The organism is Kitasatospora sp. NEAU-CNBT7, from assembly GCF_057220535.1.
This window is the reverse complement of sequence record NZ_JBXQQB010000002.1, coordinates 316,324-336,872: the sequence shown is the minus strand read 5'-3', so window position 1 is coordinate 336,872 and position 20,549 is coordinate 316,324. Positions and strand designations below refer to the sequence as shown.

Sequence of the window (20,549 nt, the reverse complement as noted above, 5' to 3'; positions counted from 1 at the left end):
TGGAGATCGAGCGCCTCCCGGTATTCCTCCGGACTGATCACGATTCCTCCCGATGGGCTCGGCCGATGTCCTGCGGCAGTGAATATGCCGAAGGCAAGCGGGAAATATAGCACGGGAGCTGGATGATCAAATCGAAGTAACGTTTCTCCAGAAGCGTGCGCGATGGGGATTTTCGGCGAGCGTCGCGGATGCTGAGTATGGGATTACCCGACCCCGGGCATTTTCGGCCACACCGGGCGGCGGACAGAAAACACCCACCCCGTCGCGCCACCCCGGGTAATTCCGGGGAGCGTGACCGGAACCGAATATGAAAGGGAACCCGAACGCCGCCGAACCTGCCCGCGGCAGGCTTCGTTCATTAACCGTGATCCCAACCTGCCACCCCTACGCCTCATCACCCCCCGAGCGGGAGCCGGTCGCCGCGCTCGGCAACTGGCTCTTCGTCCCCGACCGGCGCAATGCCGTCGGGGACGTCCACACCGGCTACCTGGTGTGCAACGGCGAGCGGGTCGTCCTGCGCCACACCTCGCGGCTGCTGGCCGACCTGATGCGCAAGATCCGCCACCTCGAGCGGGAGTTCGCCGCACGGATCGGGCCCCCGGCCGCTGGCGGCGCGCCGGGACGGGCCGAGTCCCTACCCGGCGACCGGGCGGGGGGTGTGCCGTGTACGACCCGATGAACGGCCTGCTCGCCTCCTACCCGGCCCACGGCTACGGCGAGGCGGGCGGCGAGCCGTGGCCCTCGGCCCACGGCCCGCTCCACGACGGGACCCACGGCCCGCTCCTCGACGGGACCCACGGCCCGGTCCACGACGGGGTCTTCGTCCCCGGCGACTGGTGCGGCGAGAGCCTCGCCCACGGCGTCGGCTTCTCCTACGCCGGTCCGCCGCTGTCCCCGCCCGTCGGCGTGCCGGGTGACGGGCGGACTGCCGAGGGCGGGTTCGTGCCGGCCCAGCGCGCGCCCGTCACCCAGGCCGCGCCCCGCGTGGCCGGGCCGGCCGACCCGCCCGTCTCCCGGCACCGGAGGCGGACCCGGCCGCCCGCGCCGGGCTGGTCCGACCGGATCAGCTCGACGTTCGGCGTGCTGACCGCGGTGACGGTCACCGCGGTCTGCGTGCTCGGCTGGGCGCTCTCCTACCACCCGCTGCGGGAGCTGGCGCTGTCCCGGGTGCCGCGCGGCCTGTCGCAGCTGTGGCCGGTCGTCCTCTACGGGCCCTGGCTGGCCGGCTGCCTGTCGGTCCTGCGGGCCGCCCTCCACGGGCGCCCGCCGCTGCACTCCTGGGTCGTGGTCGTCGCGTTCTCCGCGCTCGCGACCGGGCTGTGCGTGGCGGACGCCGCCCGGACCCTTCCCGCCGTCATCGTCGCCGGGCTGCCTCCGGTCACCGCCGTGGTCTCCCTCCAGCAGCTGGTGCGCCAGCTCACCGCCGCCCGGAGCGCCCGCCAGCAGCTCGGCCGCCCGGCCACCCACCGGGCGCCGCGCTGACCCGACCCGCGCGCGGGAGCCCCGGGGCCGGGCGGGCCCCCGGGCCGGGCGGTCAGTACGAGCCGAGGAAGCGGTCCAGTACCCGGACGCCGAACTCCAGCCCGGCGACGGGCACCCGCTCGTCGACGCCGTGGAACATCTGCTGGTAGCTCAGCCCGCTGCCCAGCAGCAGCGGCGCGAAGCCGTAGCAGACGATGCCCAGCCGGTTGAACGTCTTGGCGTCCGTACCGCCCGACATCAGGTACGGAACGGCGTGGCCGCCCGGGTCCTCGGCCTGCAGGGCGTCCGCCATGGCCCGGAAGGCCGGCCCGGCCGGGTCGCCCGCGACGGCGTCCTCCAGGTTGATGAACTCCCTGGCCACGTCCGGGCCGAGCAACCGGTCGACGGTCTCCAGGAACTCCTCGCGGGTGCCCGGCAGGTAGCGGCCGTCGACCTGGGCCCGTGCCGTGCCGGGCACCACGTTCACCTTGTGGCCCGCGGCCAGGACGGTCGGGTTGGCCGAGTTGCGGACGGTGTGCGCGAACAGCTCGCCGGCCCGGCCGAGCCGGGCGGCCTCGGCCTCCAGCCGGTCACGGTCGACGGTGGTGCCCAACACCCGTTCCAGCGCGGCGATCAGGGCCTCGACGGGCGGGGTGATCCGGGTCGGCCAGCGGTGTGCGGCGAGCCGGGACAGCGCGTGGACGAGGGTGGCGACCGCGTTCCCGTCGGCCGCCCGGGAGCCGTGTCCGGCCGGGCCGGTGGCGGTCAGCCGCATCCACGCGGTGCAGCGCTCGCCGACGGCCACCGGGTAGATCCGGCGGTCCGGGGCCACCGGCACCGAGAAGCCTCCCGATTCGCCGATCGCCTCCTCGCAGCCGTCGAGGTGGTCGCCGTGCCGGCCGGCCACGTACCGGGCGCCGAACTCGCCGGTCGACTCCTCGTCGGCCAGGAACGCCAGCACCAGGTCCCGGCGCGGGCGCCGGCCCGACCGGGCCCAGGACCGGACCAGCGCCAGCGTCATGGCGAGGGTGCCCTTCATGTCGACCGCGCCGCGCCCCCACAGGCAGCCGTCGTGGAGCTCCCCGGACAGCGGGTGCCGGGACCAGTCGGCGGCGTCGAACGGGACGGTGTCCAGGTGGCCGTGGATCAGCAGCGGTGCGAGCGACGGCTCGGTGCCGGGGATCCGGGCCAGCACGCTGGACCGCCGCGGCGCCGCCTCCACCAGCAGCGGGTCCGCACCGGCGCCGGTCAGCACCTCCGCGACGTACTCGGCGGCCGCCCGCTCGCCCGGCCCGCCGCCGTCGCCCGGGTTGGTGGAGTCGATCCGCAGCAGGTCCCGGCAGATCCGGGCTGCCTCGCCTCCCCCGGACGGCGCGGGCTCGGGTGCGGTGGGCTCGGCGGGTCTCGGGGCGGCGGTCATCGGCGGTCCTCTCGTTCGGGGGCGGTCCTCTCGTCAGGGGCGGTCCGCCCGTCCGGGCTGGTGCGATCGTCCGGGCGTGGGGCGATCGTCCGGGGGTGGGGAAATCGGCGGTGCCCGGGCCGGGTCAGCCGTAGCCCTCCTCGGCGGCGGCCTTCGCGACGACGGTGCAGATCTTGAAGGTGCGGGCGGCCCGGGTGGCCGTCGGCGCGGTGTACGCCACCGTGCAGGGACCGGTCAGCTCGACGGTGGGGACGGCCGCGACGGCCTCGGCCTGGTGGGTGGCGTGGAAGTCGATCTCGAAGCGGTGCGGGCCCGACACCGGTTCGGGCCGCTCGTGCCGCACCCGGTGGGCGACCGCCGCCCTGGCCTCGGCCCGGATCAGTTCGGCGCTGCGCGCAGGCGGCAGGCAGAGCGCCGCGTACCGGCTGACGCACTCCTTGACCGCGACGGTACGGGTGCCCGGCGCCCAGCCGGGGGCGGCCGCGCAGACCAGGTCGTCGCCGGTGACCAGCACCACCGGGACCCCGTGCTCGGCCGCCGTCAGCGCGTTCATCCGGCCTTCGTCGGCGTGCTCGCCGTCGATCCGCAAGCCCGTCAGCCCGGCGCCCAGGTAGGTGTGGGAGAGCACCCCGGGCAGGCCGGCCCCGGTGTGGTAGCCGAGGAACACCACCGCGTCGGCCTCCTCGACGCCCTGCATCATGCCGAGCGGCTTGTGCCGGCCGGCCAGCAGCCGGGCCCGCGGGTCGAGTTCCTCGATCAGCACGTTGCGCTGGCTGTCGTGGGCCTCGTTGACCACCACCTCGGCGACGCCGCCCTCGAACAGTCCGGCCACGCAGGCGTTGACGTCGGAGGTCAGCATCCGGCGCATCCGGGACCAGCCGGGGGTACCGGGCAGCACGTCGCCGGGCCAGGTGGTCCCGGTGGCGCCCTCCATGTCGGCGGAGATCAGGACGCGCATCGGACGGCCTCCGGCGGGTGGTCGGCGACCGGGCGGGCCGCGAGCGGGGGTTCCAGCAGGTGCAGCGCGGTGGGCGTGAGCCGGGCCGGGGTGCCGAGCGGGACGGTCAGCTGCAGCTCGCCGTGCCCGGCCGGCAGTCCGGCGGCGACCGGCACGCCGAGGCGGCCGAGCCGGTCGGCGAGCAGCGCGCGGACCTCGTCCGGGTCGCCGCAGTCGGTGAAGTCGCCCAGGACGACCCCGGCCGCCCGGTCGAGCACGCCGGCGCGCAGCAGTTGGGTGAGGATCCGGTCGAGCCGGTAGGGCTCCTCGCCGGTCTCCTCCAGGAGCAGCAGGCAGCCGTCGGGCGGCAGGGCGGTGGGGGTGCCGACGGAGGCGGCGAGCAGGCTGGCGTTGCCGCCGGCGAGCCGGCCCTCGGCGGTTCCGCCGGTCAGGGGCGGTGCGTCGAGCGGGAGTTCGGTGACCTTCTCGGGCCGGAACAGCACCTCGTGGAGGTGGGCGGCGTTGGCCGGGCGGTCGGTGAGGGCGGCGGTGGCGGGCATCGGGCTGTGCAGGGTGGTGGTGCCGAGCCGGACCGCGCAGGCCTCGTGCAGGGCGGTGACGTCGCTGGAGCCGGCCAGCACGGTGGGCGGGGCGTCGGCGAGCCGTGCCCAGTCGACCAGGTCGACGGTGCGCTGGGTGCCGTAGCCGCCGCGGGCGCAGAACACGGCGCGGACGGCGGGGTCGGCGAGCGCCTCGGTGAGGTCGGCGGCCCGGTCGTGGTCGCGGCCGGCCAGGTGCCCGAGGTGCCGGTCGTGGACGTGCGGCAGCACGGTGACCTCGAGCCCCCAGGAGGTGAGCAGGGCGGTGCCGCGGGCGAGCAGTTCGGGGTCGACCGGTCCGGCGGGTGCGGCGACGGCGACCCGGTCGCCGGGCAGCAGGTGCGGCGGGACGCGCGGCGGCGCCGGGGGCGGTGGAGGGGGCACGGCGGTCCTCATCTCAGCTTGGGGTCGTACGCGTCGCGGACGGCGTCGCCGAGCAGGATGAAGCTCAGCACCGTCGCGCACAGGAACAGCGCGGGGAACGCGAGCAGGTGCGGGAAGTCGAGGAAGTACGCCTGGGCGGCGTTGAGTTGCAGTCCCCAGGAGAGGGCGGGGTACTGCAGCCCGACGCCGAGGAAGTCCAGGGTGGCCTCCCCCGAGATGACGTTCCCGACGTTCAGCATGGCGACCACGACGACCGGTGTCACGGCGTTCGGCAGGATGTGGCGGGTCATCAGGCGCAGCGGTCCCGCGCCGGTGGAGCGGGCGGCCTGGACGTAGTCGGCGTCCTTGACGCCGATCACCTGGGCGCGCATCACCCGGGTCATGGTGGTCCAGCCGAGGGCGACCAGGACGAGGGTCATCGCGCCGAGGCCGTGGTCGGGGAAGGCGACCAGGACGACGGTGGCGCCGAGGACGAACGGCAGGCCGAAGAAGACGTCGGTCAGCCGGGAGACGGTGGCGTCGACCCAGCCGCCGTAGAAGCCGGCCAGCAGGCCGAGCAGGACGGCGACCAGCAGCGCGCCCGCGGTCACCGCGAGGCCGATGACCAGCGAGGGGCGGCTGCCGCGGACGACCTGCCCGAGGTAGTCGCAGCCCTGGAGGTCGAAGCCGAACGGGTGGGCGGGGCTGGGGCCGACCCGGGAGTCGGAGAGTTCGCAGCGGCCGCTGTCGTGGGTGAGCAGGGCGACGAACGGTTCGGGGAAGGCCGCCATCAGGCTGATCAGCAGCAGGGTGGCGGCGCTGCCCAGCACCAGGGGGCGGGCCCGCAGGTCCCGCCAGGCGCTCGCGGAGGGGGTGTCGGTCTCGGGCGGGGCGGGCGGCCCGGGCGGGTCGGCGGGTGGGAGCAGGAGGTCGGTGGGCGGGCTAGTCATGGCGGATCCTCGGGTCGAGCAGGCCGTACAGGACGTCGACGAGCAGGTTGGCGAGGCAGAAGACCAGGACCAGCACGGTGGTGACGCCGACCACGGTGGGGCCTTCGCGCAGTTGGATGGCCTGGAAGACCTGCTGGCCGATGCCGGGGAGGTTGAAGATGTACTCGGTGACGACGGCGCCCGCCATCAGCGAGCCGAGTTCGACGCCGAGGAAGGTCGCGACCGGGATCAGCGAGTTGCGCAGGGTGTGCAGCACGATGATGCGGCGGCGGCTGAGCCCCTTGGCGCCGGCCGTGCGGACGTAGTCGGCGCGCAGGTTCTCCAGCAGCGAGGCGCGGGTGAGCCGGGCGACGTAGGCGACGCCGAAGGAGGCGAGGACGAGTCCGGGCAGCAGGTAGGCGGTGGGCCAGCCGCCGTCCTCGCCGGAGACCGGGAACCAGCCGAGCCGCACGCCGAGCAGGAGTTGGGCGAGGTAGCCGACCACGTAGACGGGGACCGCGATGACCAGGGTGGTGCCGGCCAGGACGGCGCTGTCCACCCAGCGGCCCTTGCGCAGGGCGGCCCAGACGCCGAGGCCGATGCCGAGGGCGGCCTCGAAGAACCAGGCGGTGAGGCCGAGCCGCAGGGTGACCTGCCAGCGGCCGGCGATCGTGTCGGCGACCGGCTGGCCGGTGAAGGTGCGGCCGAGGTCGCCGGTGAGCAGGCCGCGCAGGTAGTGCAGGTACTGGGCGAACAGCGGCTCGTCGAGGTGGTAGCGGCTGCGGAGTTCGGCGAGGACGGCGGGTGGGACGGGCCGGTCGCCGGCCAGGCCCTGGATGGGGTCGCCGGGCAGCACGAACACGAGGGTGTGGATCAGGAAGGTGGTGGCCAGCAGTACCGGGACGGCGTACAGCAGGCGGCGGGCGAGGTAGCGGCCCATCGGAACGGTTGCCCCCTGGGGGTCGATGCGGCGGCGGTCGGGGTCAGTGCCGGACGGTCACCCGGTCCAGGTGCAGCCCCCCGACGTAGGGGTCGAGGACGACGTTGCCGACGCGGGTGCTCCAGGCCGTCTGGTCCTGCCAGTTCCAGAGCGGGATGAGCGGCAGGTCGGTGAGGGCGAGGTCCTCGGCGCGGTGGTAGTAGGCGATGCTCTCCTGGTCGGTGGGGGCGGCGTTGCCGCGGGCGAGCAGGTCGTCGAAGGCGGGGTTGCTCCAGCCCATCCGGTTGCCGGGGCCGAACAGGCCGGCCAGGTAGTTCTGCACGCTCGGGTAGTCGATCACCCAGTTCTGCCGGTACGGGCCGGTCGCCTTGTGGCCGTTGAGGATCGGGCCGAGGTCGGCGCCGGACATCTTGCGGAACACGACGCTGCGGATGCCGAGGTTCTGGCGCAGTTCGTTGGCCACGGCGGTCATCCACTGTTCGTAGGTGGGGTCGGAGTTGGCGAAGTACAGCTCGACCGATCCGGTGAACCCGCCTGCCCGGTCGAGGAGTTCGCGGGCCTTGGCGGGTTGGTAGGTGCAGGTCTCGCCGCAGGCGCCGGCCCGGTGGCCGGGGATCATCGCGGCGACCAGCGAGTCGGCCGGGGTGAAGACCTCGTTGTAGATCGCCCGGGTGATGCCGGCCCGGTCGATCGCCATGGACAGCGCCCGGCGGACGTCCGGGTTGCGGTAGCGCGGGTCGGCCAGCGGCAGGCCGAGGTAGTCCATGGTGCCGCTGGGCCGCACCGAGTAGCGGCGGCCGAAGGTACGTTTCGCCTCGTAGGCCCGGGCGGCGGGGACGTTGGTGACGAAGTCGACGTGGCCGGCCCGCAGTTCGGTGAAGGCGGTGTCCTTGCTGGTGAAGATGCGGAAGTGTACGGCGTCGGCGGTCGGCGGGCGCGGGCCGGTGTAGCCGTCGGCGCGTCTGAGGTCGATCCGCTGGTTGTGCCGCCAGTCACCGTCCATCGCGAACGGGCCGTTGCCGACCGGGTGGCGGTCGAAGCCGTCCGGATCGGTGAAGGCGGCGGCGGGCAGCGGGGCGAACGCCGGGAAGGCCAGCAGCATCGGGAACTGGCTGAACGGCGCGGCGAGGGTGACCCGCAGGGTGGTGTCGTCGAGCACGGTCAGGCCGGACAGGTGGCGGGTCGCGGGGGTCCGCCCGTCGGTGGGGTTGAGTTCGGGGTAGCCGTCGATCTGGGCGAAGTAGGCGTTCGCCTCCCAGCCGTTGGGCCCGTACGCGGCGGCGTCCCAGGCCGCGGCGAAGCTGCCCGCGGTGACCGGCTCGCCGTCGTGGAACCGGGCGCCCGGGCGCAGCCGGAGCGTCCACACCCGCTGGTCGTCGGAGCTGACCGACTCGGCGGCGAGCGGCAGCGGGTGGCCGTCCCGCGGGTCGAGCGTGACCGGGGTGTCGAACAGGCCCTGGAGGACCTGGATGGCGTAACTGCTGGTGGTGCGGCCGGGGGTGAGGTGGTCCGGTTCGGTGAGTGCGACGGAGTAGCTGCCCCCGGGCACGGCCGGGAAGTCGCCGGGGTCGTCGGTGCGGCGGGCGCAGCCGGGCAGGGCGGCGGCGGTGAGGAGGGCGAGGGCCGCGAGGGCGGCCCGGCGCCGGGCCGGCTTCATCGGCGGTGCGGTTCCTCTCCGTTCAGGTGTCCGGGGCCCGGGGGCCGCTGCCCGCGCCTGTGCCCGGGGCCGGCGGGCGGGTGGGCCGGGGGTCAGCAGCGGGCGTCCGTCAGGCAGGCGGTCTCCCAGTCGTACGGCGCGGCCCGGCGGCCGTCCCGGGCCGGGGGTGCCGCGCGGTCGGCGGGGGCCGGTGCGGCGGCGTCACCGGCCAGCCGGACCGCGAAGGCGTCGAGGAGCGGGCGGGGGCTGTCCCCGGCGAAGTTGTTCAGCAGGACGGCGAAGGCGAGCGTCCGTCCGTCGGCGCGTTCGACGTAGCCGGCCAGGGCGTCGACACCGGTCATCGAGCCGGTCTTGGCGTGCACCCGGCCGGCGGCGGCGGTGTCGCGCATCCGGTTGGTGAGGGTGCCGCCGACCATCCGGCGGGGGTCCCCGGCCACCGGCAGCGCGTCGTACCAGGCGTGGAACCAGGGCCGGGTGCGGGCGAACCCGAACAGGGCGGTCAGCCTGCGGGCGGTGAGCAGGTTCCGCCGGGACTGGCCGGAGCCGTCGCGCTGCCGGGCGGCGGTCGGTTCCAGGCCGCTGCGGTGCAGGAAGTCCGCGATCCGCTCGAGGCCCGCGGCCCAGCTGCCGCTGCCCGCGGTGACCCGGCCGATCTCCTTCACCAGGTGCTCGGCGATGCCGTTGTTGCTGAGCTTGAGGAACGGCACCATCAGGTCCGCCAGCGGCGCGGAGTCGTGCCGGGCGAGCAGGGTGTCGGTGTCGGGTGCGCGGCCGGTCGCGGTGCCGCCGCGGACGGTGACGCCGTGCCGGGCCAGGGCGGCCGCGAACACGGTGGTGGCCAGCGCGGCCGGGTCGTCGACGGCGATCCACTCCTGCCCGGTGCCGCCGTCGGCGGGCAGGGCGCCGTCGAGCCGCAGCTCGTTGCCGCCGGGCCGCCGGTCGACCTGGACGGTGTACGCGCCGCCCGCGGCGGCGGTGGTGACGCTGCCGCTCAGCTGCACCGGCGCCTCGGCGGGCGTGACCTCGACCCGGGCGGGCTGCCCGGGTCGGGCGGCGGGGGTGAGGGTGAGCCGGACCGTTCCGGGGTCGTAGTCGGTGTCGGTGGTGAGGGTGAGGGCCGAGATCTGCGGGCTGTAGTACGCGGCCTGGTCGTCCCAGGCCCAGTCGGCGCCGAGCGGCACGTCGTCGTACCGGGAGACGTCCGCGCGCAGCGCGCCGGTCACCTCGGTGACGCCGGCGGCGGCCACCTCGCCGGCCAGGGCGTCGAGGTCCGCGGGCAGCAGGGTGGGGTCGCCGCCGCCGCGCAGCACCAGGTCACCGTCGAGGGCCGGTCCGCTGCGCCGGCCGGCGGCGAGGACCTGGGTGGTGAACCGGTGGTCCGGGCCGAGCAGGTCGAGGGCGGCGGCGGCGGTCACCGTCTTGAGGGTGGAGGCGGGGAGCAGCAGCGCTCCCGGCGCGTGTTCGTACAGCACCTCGCCGGTGGCGGCGTCGGTGACCAGCGCCGAGGACTGGGCTCCGGTCAGCCGGGCGTCGGCGAACAGCCGGTCCAGGTCCGGGCCGAGGGACGGCGCGAGGGAGCCGGCCGATCCCACGGCCCGGGACGGGGTCGCCGCCTCCGTCTCGGCGGCCGCCGAGGTCAGCAGCAGCGCGCCGACGAGGACGGCGGCGAACGGCGTCGTGCGCACAGTTCCTCCACGGGGACGGGCCCCGACGGGCCGGACGTCCACCACCTTGGCGGTTCGCGGGCCGCCGCCGGGCCGGTGGCGGGCCGCGGCGGCCGAAATTCCTCCGCACGGACCACCCTGCGGCGTGTCGGCCGGGGGCCGGGCGGGCGGTGCGGCTACGCGGTCTCCGACGGCTGCCCGTCGCGGTGGAGCTGCGGAGGCGGAACGCGCCCGGCTCCGCCGGTGGGCGGCAGCGGGAGCGGCCGGTGGGGTCAGTCGACCGGTTCAGTCGACCGGTTCAGTCGAACGGCGGTTCGTCGTTCCTCCGTCGGGAGGCCGTGCCCGGCCGGGTCCGGGCGACCTCTTCCAGCGATCGGAGCAGCGGGTTGGGGTCGTCGGCGCGCGTGACGAGCACGACCTCGCAGGGATCGATGTCGGTGACGGGCACCAGGGCGATGTCCTCGCGCGCCGCGGCGCGTCGATCGCCGGCCGGGAAGACCGCGAGGCAGTGCCCGGTGGCGATGAGTTCCAGCTTGTCCTCGTAGCTGTCGTCGCTCGCGGGCGGGGGTGGTGCCGGGCGGTTGCCGACGGGCTTGGGCGTGCTCCAGAGGACCGGGGTGAAGGCGCAGCCGACCAGGTTCTCGTCCGACAGGGCGCGCAGGCTGACGGTCCGCTCGTTCGCCAGCGGGTGGTGTGCCGATGTGACCAGCACCCGCGGCTCCTCATGGAGGGCGGTCACCCGGAGGCCGTCCGCGGGCAGCGGCAGGGGGCGGTACGCGACGAGGGCGTCGACCCGCCCCTCGGCGAGGGAGTGCGTGTCGCGCCAGTCGAGGTGCCGGGAACGGACCTGGCCGTCCGGGTGGCGGCGGCGCAGTTCCTGCACCCAGCCGGTGATGACCAGTCCTTCGGCGCAGCCGACGGTGAGGGTGGGGGGCCGGACGGCGGCTCTGGCGGTGCGGGCGGCCTGCCCGGCCTCGTGGAGCAGTACCCGGGCCCCGGGGAGGAAGGCCTGACCGGCGTCGGTGAGGCTGCTGCCCTGCGGTGAGCGGTCGAACAGCCGGACCCCGAGCTGAGCCTCCAGCCGCTGGATCTGACGGCTCAGCGAAGGCTGCGCCAGGTGGAGCCTGGTGGCGGCCCGGCCGAAGTTGCCGCACTCCGCCACGACCGTGAAGTAGCGCACCAGCCGCAGGTCGAGGTCCATCCACCCAGGGTACGTGGCGCGCCGTCATGCGCCCGGGGCATGACGGCATGCGGAACAGGTCTTGGACGGGGTGGGCGGGTGGACCTTTGACTTGGGGGCATGACCACTTATGACGGCAAGAAGATCGTGATCACGGGCGGGAGCAGCGGTATCGGCCTGGCCACGGCCCGGTTGTTCGCGGACGGCGGGGCGCAGGTACTGATCACCGGCCGGACCCGGTCCACCCTGGACGCCGCGCTGGCGCAGTTGGGGGGCAGGGCGATCGCGGTCCGCAGTGATGCCGCGTCCCTGGAGGACATGGCGGCGCTGGCCGACGCGGTCCGGGAGCGGTTCGGCGTGGTGGACGCGCTGTTCGTCAACGCCGGCATCACGGCGTCGGCACCGTTCGGCTCGATGACGGAGGAGATGTACGACGCGGTGTTCGACGTCAACGCCAAGGGCCCGTACTTCACGGTGCAGGCGCTGGCGCCGCTGTTGCGCGAGGGGAGCGGCGTGGTCCTCACCACGTCGGTGGTGAACGTCCTGGGCCTCGACGCGCTCAGTGCCTACTCGGCGAGCAAGGCCGCCCTGCGGTCGATGACGCGCACCCTGGCCCGCGAGTTGCTGCCGCGCAAGGTGCGCGTCAATGCCGTGAGCCCCGGGCCGATCGACTCCGGCATCCTGGACCGCTCCCTGCCGGCCGAGGTCCTCGAGACGGTGAAGGACAGCTACCGGAGCACGATCCCGATGCAGCGGCTGGGGGCGTCGGAGGAAGTGGCCGCCGCGGTGGCGTACTTGGCGTTCGGTGCGACCTTCTCGACGGGGGCGGAGTTCCCGGTCGACGGAGGGGCGTCGCAACTCTAGGTGCTCCGACTGCCGACGGTCCGCCAGTTCACTTGCCGGGCAGGCGGGTTCGCGGGGACCGGAGTGGACGTGGGGCAGGATCTTGATTACGGTCCATCATCAAACCTATGTCAGGACGATCACACCTCACGGTGAGTCCGACGGGAGAAGGAGCCGGATCCTTGGCCGCACACCGCCGTTCCAAGCAGCCCAGCCGCGCGAGGGTCTCCGTGCTCACCGGCGCCGCCGCGACCGCGGTCGCCCTGACCGCCCAGGTCGGCGCACACGCGGCGCCCGCCCAGCCGGGCAAGGACGAGGTGAAGGCCCAGGTGGACAGGCTCCTCGAGGAACAGGAGCAGGCGTCCGAGCGGTACAACGGCGCCAAGGAGCGGGCCGACCAGCTGCGCAAGCAGGCCGACCAGCTGCAGGACCAGGTGGCCCGCGGTCAGGCCCAGTTGACCGAACTGGCCGCGGGCCTGTCGGCGGTCGCCGCCGACGAGTACCGTCAGGGCGGCGTCGACCCCTCGATGCAGCTGATGCTGTCCGCCGACCCGGACGAGTACCTGGCCCGGGCGTCCGGCTTCGAACAGGCCGTCAGCACCCAGGCGGACACCCTCAAGGCGCTCAAGGACCAGCAGCGCCGGCTGGACCAGCAGAAGCAGGAGGCCGCCGCGGTCCTCGCCGAACTGGACGCCTCCACGCAGACGCTGAACGGCGCCAAGGACGAGGTGCAGCACAAGCTCCAGGAGGCGCAGCGGCTGCTCGGCAGCCTCAGCGCCGCGGACCGCACCGCGATCCTCCGCGGCACCGACGGCTCCGCCTCCCGCAGCTCCGCGCGCGTCGACCCGTCCACCCTGCCGCCGGCCGGCGGCTACGCCGCGACCGCGGTGCGGGCCGCCCTCGACCAGCAGGGCGACCCGTACAAGTGGGCGGCGACCGGGCCGGACACCTTCGACTGCTCCGGCCTGATGGTCTTCGCGTACGCGAAGGCGGGCGTCTCGCTGCCGCGTACCTCGCAGGAGCAGGCGACCGTCGGCACCGGCGTCGGCACCGACTGGCACAACGCCCAGCCCGGCGACCTGGTGATCTACCACGGCGACCGCAGCCACGTCGGTATGTACATCGGCAACGGCCTGGTGGTCCACGCACCGCGCGCCGGGGACGTGGTCAGGACGATGAAGGTCGACGCCATCCAGATCTCCACCATCCGCCGGGTGTGAGCCCCCGCCGGGAGCCGGAACCCGCACACGGCGCACATGCTGCTCAAGTGGGGCGAACTGTAGGAAGGTCGGATGCGTCCCTCTTCCCGAAGGACGGATTGCTTCGGACAGGGAGGACCACGGAATGACGACCGACAAGGGGCGGCTGAGCCGCCGGGCGGTACTGGGGATGGGCGCCGGCACGGTCGCGGCCGCGGCGGTGTCGGCGGGCGGGCCGGCGTACGCCGCGACCGCGACGCCGCGGCGCCCGCCAGCGCCCGACGTGAGCCGCGCGCTGGCCGGCCTCGAACGCGAACACTCCGCCAGGCTGGGCGTGTTCGCCCGGAACACGGTCACCGGCGCGCAGGTGCGATACCGCGCGGACGAGCTGTTCCCGATCTGTTCCGTGCACAAGATCGTGACGGCCGCCGCCGTCCTGCGCGACCTGGACCACCACGGCGAGTTCCTCGCCCGCCGCATCCGGTACACCGCCGAGGACGTCTCCGCAGCGGGGTACGCGCCGATCACCGGCACCCCCGAGCACCTGGCATCCGGACTGACGGTCGCCGAGCTCTGCGCCGCAGCTCTCGACTACAGTGACAACGCCGCCGACAACCTCCTGCTCCGCGAGCTCGGCGGACCGGCGGCCGTCGGCCGCTTCTGCCGGTCCGTCGGCGACGGCGTGACCCGCCTGGACCGCTGGGAGCCCGCGCTGAACTCCGCCGAGCCGGGGCGCGTCACCGACACCACCACCCCGGCCGCCATCGCCGGCACGCTCACGGCGCTCGTCCTCGGCGGCGCGCTGAACTACCGGGACCGCCGCCGGCTCACCGACTGGATGCTCGCCAACACCACCGGCGCCGCCCGCCTGCGCGCCGGGCTGCCGCAGCCGTGGGCCCTCGCGGACAAGACCGGCACCGGCGACTACGGAACCACCAACGACGTCGGCGTCGCCTGGACCGCCGACGGCGCTCCGGTGGTCCTGTCCGTGCTCTCCACCAAGGCCGACCCGCACGCCCCCGCCGACGAACCCCTGATCGCCCGCGCCACCGCGCTGCTGGTACCGGCCCTGGGCTGACGGCCCGCGGTCACGGCTGCAGGAGGACGAGCAGCTCGGTGCCCGGCACCAGCTTCCGGTTGACGGAGGTGGACTGGACGAACACCGTGAAGGCCGGGTTGTCGCCCGGCTTGACCGTGGTCTCCGCCGCCGGCAGGCCGAGCAGCCGGCGCGCCGCCGGACCGGAGAACACCCGGCCGGTCATCCGGCCGGTCGCCGGGTCCTTCTCCGCGACGGCGAGCTGCTTGCTGCCCTGGATCTTCTCGCGCTTGGACAGCTCGTAGAAGGCGCAGCCGGTCCGGTACGTGTGACCGGCACCGGTGACGAAGTCCCGGATCGGCAGCGGCCGGTCGACCGGGACCAGCTGGTCCGTGGCGGTGTCCAGGGCGTCGAGGTTCGCGCTGACGTCGGCGGTGCTGAGGTCCCGGCCCATGGCGAACAGGTTCCTGGTGCCGCGCACGCCCTTCTCGCGGCCGCGCAGGAAGCCGGTGGCCGCCGTCTTCACGGTGCCGATGGCCTCCTCGACGCCCTCGCTGGAGTCCGCGTCCCAGATCGCGATGTTGCCCGCGGGGAAGCCGTACTCCTGGGCGGTCCGCTTGGCCAGCGAGTTCGGGACCAGGATCGCCGAGGTCCAGTGGTCGGGGAGGTCGTCCATGGCGCGCCGGATGCGGTCCATCCAGGTGCGCAGCACGGCGGCGCCCCGGCTGCCGGCCATCCTGACGTGCATCTTCCCGGTCTCCGAGCAGCCGGACGCGTTCTCCTCGCCATCGGTGACGACGACCTGGAGGAAGGAGTGCTCCCCGTACCCCTCCCAGATGTTCTTCAGGTCGTCGACGGACTTCACGGCCGCCTCGATCAGCGCCGTCGCGCCGTTGTCGACCCGGTAGAGGCCCTGGAGCGACGGCAGGTGCTTGACGTCCATGTCCCAGACCAGGTTCTGCACCTCGTGGTCGAAGGCGTACAGGCTGATCCGGGTCTCGTGCCCGAGCCGGTCGGACTCCTCCTGAAGGCCCTTCACGAACTCGTCCACCACCCGGACGAGCTGCGCCTCGTGCTGCCGCATCGAACCGGACCGGTCGACCACGAGCGAAACATGGTTCACCTTGTGGCTGATCCTCTGCGCAGACATGGCTGTCCCCCTCTTTTCAGTGCCATTTTCGGAACCGTTTCCGGCACCGTTTCCGGCGCTCTCTCCGGCGTTGTTCCAACCCTAGGCGGAGGCACTGACAACCGGCCCCGACCAGGGACTCTCCCGACTGCCGAGCGCCATTGCACCGGAATTGCGTAACCGCGGAGAAACGCTGACGGATTGTCGGGCGAAGGCCGGCCGCTGCGGGCTCCGGACCGGGCGCGCGAATTCAGCACGGTCGGGGTGGGTGCGAGGATACGGGGATGTACAGGTACCTGACCGTCCGTTCGGACCGCCGCTACAGCGGGAGCGCTGCGACCTGCGCCCTGGTGGAGCACCTGGACGCGGTGCCGGGCCTGCGGAGGACCGGCGCGCCCTTCTACCGGGCCGAGGACGGCTTCGACTGGCTCCACCTGACCATGGCCGCGTGCGACGCTGCCGGGAATCACGCCGCCCACGAAGGCCGGGTGCCGCGGCGGGTCACCATGGTCGAGCTGATCTGCTCCTCGGCGGGCGGCGACCCCGCCCACCGGGCCGCCCGGGACGTGGCGGCGGGGATCGCCGACCTGCTCGGCTGGGAGGTGGCCGACCCCGACAGCGACGAGGTCCTGTACACCGCACGGGCCGCAGCCGTTCCGGCGGCGTGCGCCGCCGGATGTCCGGCGTGTGCGGCAGAGGTCCGCGGCGCGGCCTCCCGTGATCCTCGGACGGGACCGTGGTCCTCCTGACGGTCGGCCGGGGAACCGGCGGGGCGCCGGAGGGTCAGGCGCGGCAGCGCAGCATCGTCAGCGGCGGGTTGGCGGCGTAGTCGTCCCAGAACTCCCGGCCGTACTCGCGCACGCCCGCGGCGGAGACCTCGAGGGGTACCCAGGTGAGGTCGTCGAAGCCGGCCGCCCGCAGGCTGCTCTCGTAGACCTGGCGGCTGGGCGGGTTGGCGACGAAGGAGATCGGCGGGTCGAGCAGTGCGGTGATCCGCACCCGCGGTCCGATCCCGGTCTCCTCGCCGAGCGGTTCGCACAGGAAGCCGTACTTGGCCAGGGACGGTCCGCCGAAACGGAAGTCGGGGTGCTGGGCGAAGGCGAAGAACTCGGCCCCGGGCGCGAGGCTGCGGTGGATGTTGCGGCACATCCGCTCGATGGTGGCGACGTCCGGGGCGTAGTTGAACAGCTGGACCGCGACCGCGAGGTCGAACGGGCGCTCGAAGCTGCGCAGTTCGGCCACATCGCCGACCTCGTAGGCCACGCCGAGCGGGTCGCGGTCCTCGAGCGCCCGGGCCGCGTCGACCATGGCGCCGGAGATGTCGACGCCCAGCACGTGCGATGCCCCGCGGCGCTTGAACTCCCTGCTGTAGAAGCCGGTTCCGGAGGCCAGGTCGAGGATCGACCTGCCCCGCACGTCGCCGACGAGGGCGAGGAAGCCGGGCACCTCGGCGTAGCGTGCCAGTGGGAGGGTCTTGAAGCCCTCGAAGGATTCGCCGATCTCGTCGTAGAGCTGACCGCTCATCGTCCTGTTCCCCCTGTGTCGCGGCGCCGGGCCTCCGGATCGGGCCGCGGCGCCTGACCGGAAGTCTCCCGCCCGCCGGCCGGGCAGGTGTACTGGCCGATTCCCCAAACAACCAGGGGCCGACGGTGGTTCGGTCTTCGTGTTCGTCTCGGAGCGGACCGGGCAGAGCGGACCGGGCGGACCGGGCGGACCGGGCGGACCGGGCGGTCACGGCCCGGCGGGCCCGGACGGGCGGCCGTGCCGTTCCTGCCAGGCGGCCGCGCGTCGCAGCTGCTCCTCGCTCAGGCCGGTCATCGCGACCACCCGCTCGTACATCTCCTCGTCGTCCAGCTCGCCGAGCAGCCGCACGGCCCGGACGATCTGCCCGGACCACAGCTCCTCGGTGACGAACGGGCGGTGCTGGTAGAGGGCGGCGAGTTCGACCAGATGGGCCTCGCCGCAGGCGCGCAGCAGGCGCTCGCCGTCGAACCGCATGTCCCCGGCGACCGCGGAGGAATCGGGCACCCGCAGCACCACCAGTTCGGGCAGCGGCACCACCGCGCCGCACCGGTCACACAGCTCCGGTCCGCCGCCGGCGCCGGATCCGCCCGCACCACCGAGTCCGTCCACCCCTCCGGTCTACGCCCGGCGCCTCACGCACGCGACCGGGGGCGGGTGCCCGCCCGCCGAGCGGCGGCCGTGGGTGGCGGCCCGGGCCGGCCGCGCGGCCGGTCAGATGGTGGCGGTGTCGATGACGAAGCGGTAGCGGACGTCGCTCGCGAGGACCCGCTCGTAGGCGTCGTTGACCTCCTCGGCGCGGATCAGTTCGATCTCGGCCGCCACTCCGTGTCCGGCGCAGAAGTCGAGCATCTCCTGGGTCTCGGCGATGCCGCCGATGCCCGAGCTGCTCAGGCTGCGGCGCCGGCCGTTCAGCGACCCGAGGTCGATCTGCACCGGGTCCTCGGGGAGGCCGAGGTTGACCAGGGCTCCGTCGGTGCGCAGCAGCGCCAGGTACGCGGCGAAGTCGAGCGGCGCGGAGACGGTGTTGAGGATCAGGTCGAAGCTGCGCGCGAGCCGGTCGAAGGTCGCCGGGTCGCCGGTCGCGTGGTAGTGGTCGGCGCCCAGCCGCAGGCCGTCGTCGCGTTTGCGCAGGGACTGCGAGAGGACGGTGACCTCGGCGCCGAGCGCGTGCGCGATCTTCACGGCGACGTGGCCGAGTCCGCCGAAGCCGATCACCGCGACGTGGCGGCCCGGCCCGGCGTTCCAGTGCCGCAGCGGCGAGTAGGTGGTGATCCCCGCGCACAGCAGGGGGGCGGCCGCGTCCAGCGGGAGGGCGTCGGGGATGCGGACGACGTAGTTCTCGTCGACGACCACGCTCTGCGCGTAGCCGCCGTAGGTGGGCTGCCCGTCCTTGCCGACCGCGTTGTAGGTCCAGACCGGGACCTGGTCGCAGTACTGCTCCAGCCCGGCCCTGCAGTTCTCGCACACGCGGCAGGAGTCGACCATGCAGCCGACCCCGACCCGGTCGCCGGTGCGGTACCTGGTCACGCCCGGGCCGGTGGCGGTGACGACGCCGGCGATCTCGTGTCCGGGCACCATCGGGAAGATCGCCTCGCCCCAGCCCTCGCGGACCTGGTGGATGTCGGAGTGGCAGATGCCGACGAACTTGATGTCGATCAGCACGTCGTGCTCGCCGACCGTCCGCCGCTCGACGGTGGTGCGCTCGAGCGGGGCCTTGGCGGCGGGTGCGGCGTAGGCGGCGACGGTGGCCATGGGGGTCCCTGCCCTTCACTGCTGCGGATCGGTACGGTCCACCCGGGTCCCGGCCCGGCACCCCGGGCGCGGTCTCCCCTCCATTGTCCGTGGCACCGTCCCCTCGGCGACTGCTCCCCGCGGAGGTCGCTCTCCCCGGAACGAGGACGCCGCGTCGCGTTCCGGGCCGGTCGCGCCGTCGGTGCGGCGTTCGCGGAGCAGTCCGCCGCTGCACGAGCATCGGGGCGCCGGGGCGTCCGAGCGGGCGGCCCGCATGGCGGGCCGGCTCGCGCCGCCCCGCCCGGATCCGCCCGGATCCGCACCGGAGGGGTCCGGGGCGGCGGACACCTGTCCGCCACCACGCTGCGGGAGCCCGGCGCGGCGCGCCAGTCGCAGCGTTCGCGCAGCGACGGGTGACGGGCACCTCTCCAGGGCCACCCTGCGGGAACGCGGGGCGGTCCGCCTTCGGCGCTCGACGGCGTGCCGGTCGGTGCCCCGCGGTCCCGGGCCGGACCGGCACTCCCTCCCCTGCACGGCGACAACCGGCGTGCCCGCCGGCACCACCCCGCGACCACCTCACGACGGCCCCGGACGGCCCGGACGGCCACCGCAGGGCCGAACCCGCTCCGCCACCGGCCGCCCGACCCCGCGCCCGCCCGCAGCGCGGTCCGGCCGGTGCCGCCGTCCCGCCCGACCGGGCTTGACGCGGCAGCGGCGCACCGCGAAGGTGAGCCGCACGATTGCCATGTCACGCGTGCCATGGCACCGGCTGGCGGCCGTCGTCGGCCCCGCCACCGGCGGGGCGGGCGGGCCGCCGGACGAGGGGGACCACGAGGAGGGCCAGTGGAGTTGGAGCTTCGGCATCTGCGGGTGCTGTGCGCGATCGCGGACACCGGCAGTGTGGGCCGGGCGGCCGCGGCGCTCGGCGCCTCGCAGCCGGCGACCAGTACCCAGCTGCGCCGGATCGAGCGGCACCTGGGCGCTCCGCTGTTCGAACGGGCGGCCTCGGGGGTGGTCCCGACCTGCTTCGGCGTCGAGGTGCTCGCGGCGGCGCGCGACGTGCTGGCCCGCGCCGACGGTCTGGGCCGCCGGGGGGCCGAGGAGTCCGCGCAGGCCGCCCGGGTGCTGCGGCTGGCCGCGACGCTCAGTCCCGTGCTGCCGGGGCTGCTCTCCCGGGCCCGGCGGCAGCGGCCGGATCTCCGGTTGACGGTGAGCACCGTCTACCGGTCCTCGGACATCGTCGAACTGCTCGAACAGGGCGGTGCGGAGGCCGCGTTGGCGGTGGACTACCCCGGCCGGGAGCTGCGCCACTCGCCCGCGCTCGCCCATCGGAGCATCGTCACGGAGCCGACCTTCGTGGCGCTGCCGGCCGGCCACCGCCTCAGGCACCACACCGAGATCGCGTTGGCCGATCTGGCGGGTGAGACCTGGTTCCTGACGCCGGACGACGGGGCGGGCTGGCACGAGGTGTTCCGGGGGGCCTGTGCGGCGGCCGGGTTCACCCCGCTGACGGTGCACGAATTCCTGGGCGGGCGGTTGGAGTTGCAGGAGCTGATCGCCGCCGGGCTGGGAATCTCGGTGGTCCAGGCGACCACCCGGCCGCTGGTCGAGGTGGTGGTCAAGCCGCTGGCGGGTACGCCGATCTGGTTCCGGCAGCTGCTGGTCTGGCGGCGGGCGGCGGTCAGCGACGGGGTGGTGGAGACGCTGTACGGCGCGGCAACCGGCGCCTACCGGGGGCTGGTCGCCGGTTCGCCGCACTTCCGCGCCTGGGCCGCCCGGACCTACCGTCCGGCGGGGCCCACCGGCCCCTGAGGCCGGCCGGCCTCCGCCTCACCACGCCCGGGGGTCCGGCCCCGGAACGGGCTCCTCCGCCATGGCCCCGTAAAGGTGTTATGCCGGGCCCCGTCGATGTCATATGACCTGTGACATTGTTCTGT

General features: G+C 74.3%; 19 protein-coding genes. 7 read left to right on the top strand and 12 right to left on the bottom strand.

All coding sequences use genetic code 11. The features are described 5' to 3' along the window. Nucleotides 1-364: 364 nt before the first annotated feature. Nucleotides 365-679, top strand: a complete 315-nt coding sequence (locus AC2TEW_RS04355; protein WP_484621937.1) for a hypothetical protein — start codon at nt 365-367, stop codon at nt 677-679. Continuing rightward, on the top strand, nt 664-1,482 hold the full coding sequence (locus tag AC2TEW_RS04350) for a DUF2637 domain-containing protein (RefSeq protein WP_484621936.1): 819 nt from the start codon (nt 664-666) through the stop codon (nt 1,480-1,482). The genes AC2TEW_RS04355 and AC2TEW_RS04350 overlap by 16 nt, the downstream gene beginning before the upstream one ends. A gap of 52 nt (nt 1,483-1,534) precedes the next feature. Here the strand turns inward: AC2TEW_RS04350 and AC2TEW_RS04345 are convergent, their stop codons facing one another. From AC2TEW_RS04345 to AC2TEW_RS04310, 8 genes are all read right to left on the bottom strand, one after another. Then, nucleotides 1,535-2,881, bottom strand: coding sequence for a M20/M25/M40 family metallo-hydrolase (locus AC2TEW_RS04345; RefSeq protein ID WP_484621935.1), 1,347 nt, complete (start codon nt 2,879-2,881; stop codon nt 1,535-1,537). A gap of 124 nt (nt 2,882-3,005) precedes the next feature. Next, nucleotides 3,006-3,839: a M55 family metallopeptidase gene (locus AC2TEW_RS04340; protein ID WP_484621934.1), complete on the bottom strand. Its 834-nt coding sequence runs from the start codon at nt 3,837-3,839 to the stop codon at nt 3,006-3,008. Continuing rightward, nucleotides 3,827-4,813 (bottom strand): S66 peptidase family protein, encoded by a 987-nt coding sequence (locus tag AC2TEW_RS04335; protein ID WP_484621933.1) that lies wholly within the window; start codon nt 4,811-4,813, stop codon nt 3,827-3,829. Before AC2TEW_RS04335 ends, AC2TEW_RS04340 begins: the two co-directional genes overlap by 13 nt. Then, complete coding sequence (locus AC2TEW_RS04330) at nt 4,810-5,730, bottom strand: ABC transporter permease (protein ID WP_484621932.1); 921 nt, start codon at nt 5,728-5,730, stop codon at nt 4,810-4,812. The genes AC2TEW_RS04335 and AC2TEW_RS04330 overlap by 4 nt, the downstream gene beginning before the upstream one ends. Further along, nucleotides 5,723-6,649 carry an ABC transporter permease gene (locus AC2TEW_RS04325; RefSeq protein WP_484621931.1) on the bottom strand — a complete coding sequence of 309 codons (927 nt, stop codon included), beginning with the start codon at nt 6,647-6,649 and terminating at the stop codon, nt 5,723-5,725. Before AC2TEW_RS04325 ends, AC2TEW_RS04330 begins: the two co-directional genes overlap by 8 nt. 43 nt (nt 6,650-6,692) lie before the next feature. Further along, nucleotides 6,693-8,306: a peptide ABC transporter substrate-binding protein gene (locus AC2TEW_RS04320; RefSeq protein WP_484621930.1), complete on the bottom strand. Its 1,614-nt coding sequence runs from the start codon at nt 8,304-8,306 to the stop codon at nt 6,693-6,695. Between the two features lie 92 nt (nt 8,307-8,398). Next, complete coding sequence (gene dacB / locus AC2TEW_RS04315) at nt 8,399-9,991, bottom strand: D-alanyl-D-alanine carboxypeptidase/D-alanyl-D-alanine endopeptidase (protein WP_484621929.1); 1,593 nt, start codon at nt 9,989-9,991, stop codon at nt 8,399-8,401. Nucleotides 9,992-10,268: 277 nt separating this feature from the next. Further along, the gene (locus tag AC2TEW_RS04310) at nt 10,269-11,171 is read right to left on the bottom strand and encodes a LysR family transcriptional regulator (RefSeq protein WP_484621928.1); all 903 of its coding nucleotides are present in this window, start codon (nt 11,169-11,171) and stop codon (nt 10,269-10,271) included. 99 nt (nt 11,172-11,270) lie between these two features. Between AC2TEW_RS04310 and AC2TEW_RS04305 the strand changes: the two genes are divergently transcribed. The 3 genes from AC2TEW_RS04305 (at nt 11,271) to bla (ending at nt 14,270) form a co-directional block, all read left to right on the top strand. Further along, nucleotides 11,271-12,014, top strand: coding sequence for an SDR family oxidoreductase (locus AC2TEW_RS04305; RefSeq protein ID WP_484621927.1), 744 nt, complete (start codon nt 11,271-11,273; stop codon nt 12,012-12,014). Between the two features lie 161 nt (nt 12,015-12,175). Then, nucleotides 12,176-13,213, top strand: coding sequence for a C40 family peptidase (locus tag AC2TEW_RS04300; protein ID WP_484621926.1), 1,038 nt, complete (start codon nt 12,176-12,178; stop codon nt 13,211-13,213). 124 nt (nt 13,214-13,337) lie between these two features. Beyond that, nucleotides 13,338-14,270 carry a class A beta-lactamase gene (gene bla / locus AC2TEW_RS04295; protein WP_484621925.1) on the top strand — a complete coding sequence of 311 codons (933 nt, stop codon included), beginning with the start codon at nt 13,338-13,340 and terminating at the stop codon, nt 14,268-14,270. A 10-nt stretch (nt 14,271-14,280) separates the two neighbouring features. On the opposite strand, the gene AC2TEW_RS04290 is transcribed toward bla, so the two are convergent. Further along, complete coding sequence (locus tag AC2TEW_RS04290; protein ID WP_484621924.1) at nt 14,281-15,378, bottom strand: vWA domain-containing protein; 1,098 nt, start codon at nt 15,376-15,378, stop codon at nt 14,281-14,283. A 263-nt stretch (nt 15,379-15,641) separates the two neighbouring features. Here AC2TEW_RS04290 and AC2TEW_RS04285 point away from each other — a divergent pair, with 263 nt between their 5' ends. After that, a complete protein-coding gene (locus tag AC2TEW_RS04285) occupies nt 15,642-16,106 on the top strand; it encodes a hypothetical protein (RefSeq protein WP_484621923.1) in 465 nt (154 codons plus the stop codon). Nucleotides 16,107-16,140: 34 nt separating this feature from the next. Here AC2TEW_RS04285 and AC2TEW_RS04280 read toward each other — a convergent pair whose 3' ends face one another. The 3 genes from AC2TEW_RS04280 to AC2TEW_RS04270 all read right to left on the bottom strand — a co-directional run bounded on the left by AC2TEW_RS04280 (nt 16,141) and on the right by AC2TEW_RS04270 (nt 18,633). Then, entirely contained in the window at nt 16,141-16,881 is a 741-nt protein-coding gene (locus AC2TEW_RS04280) for a class I SAM-dependent methyltransferase (RefSeq protein WP_484621922.1), read from the bottom strand. A 207-nt stretch (nt 16,882-17,088) separates the two neighbouring features. Then, nucleotides 17,089-17,490, bottom strand: coding sequence for a hypothetical protein (locus tag AC2TEW_RS04275; protein ID WP_484621921.1), 402 nt, complete (start codon nt 17,488-17,490; stop codon nt 17,089-17,091). 102 nt (nt 17,491-17,592) lie between these two features. Further along, nucleotides 17,593-18,633 carry an NAD(P)-dependent alcohol dehydrogenase gene (locus AC2TEW_RS04270; protein ID WP_484621920.1) on the bottom strand — a complete coding sequence of 347 codons (1,041 nt, stop codon included), beginning with the start codon at nt 18,631-18,633 and terminating at the stop codon, nt 17,593-17,595. Between the two features lie 822 nt (nt 18,634-19,455). Here AC2TEW_RS04270 and AC2TEW_RS04265 point away from each other — a divergent pair. Then, nucleotides 19,456-20,424 carry a LysR family transcriptional regulator gene (locus tag AC2TEW_RS04265; RefSeq protein ID WP_484621919.1) on the top strand — a complete coding sequence of 323 codons (969 nt, stop codon included), beginning with the start codon at nt 19,456-19,458 and terminating at the stop codon, nt 20,422-20,424. Nucleotides 20,425-20,549 lie beyond the last annotated feature (125 nt).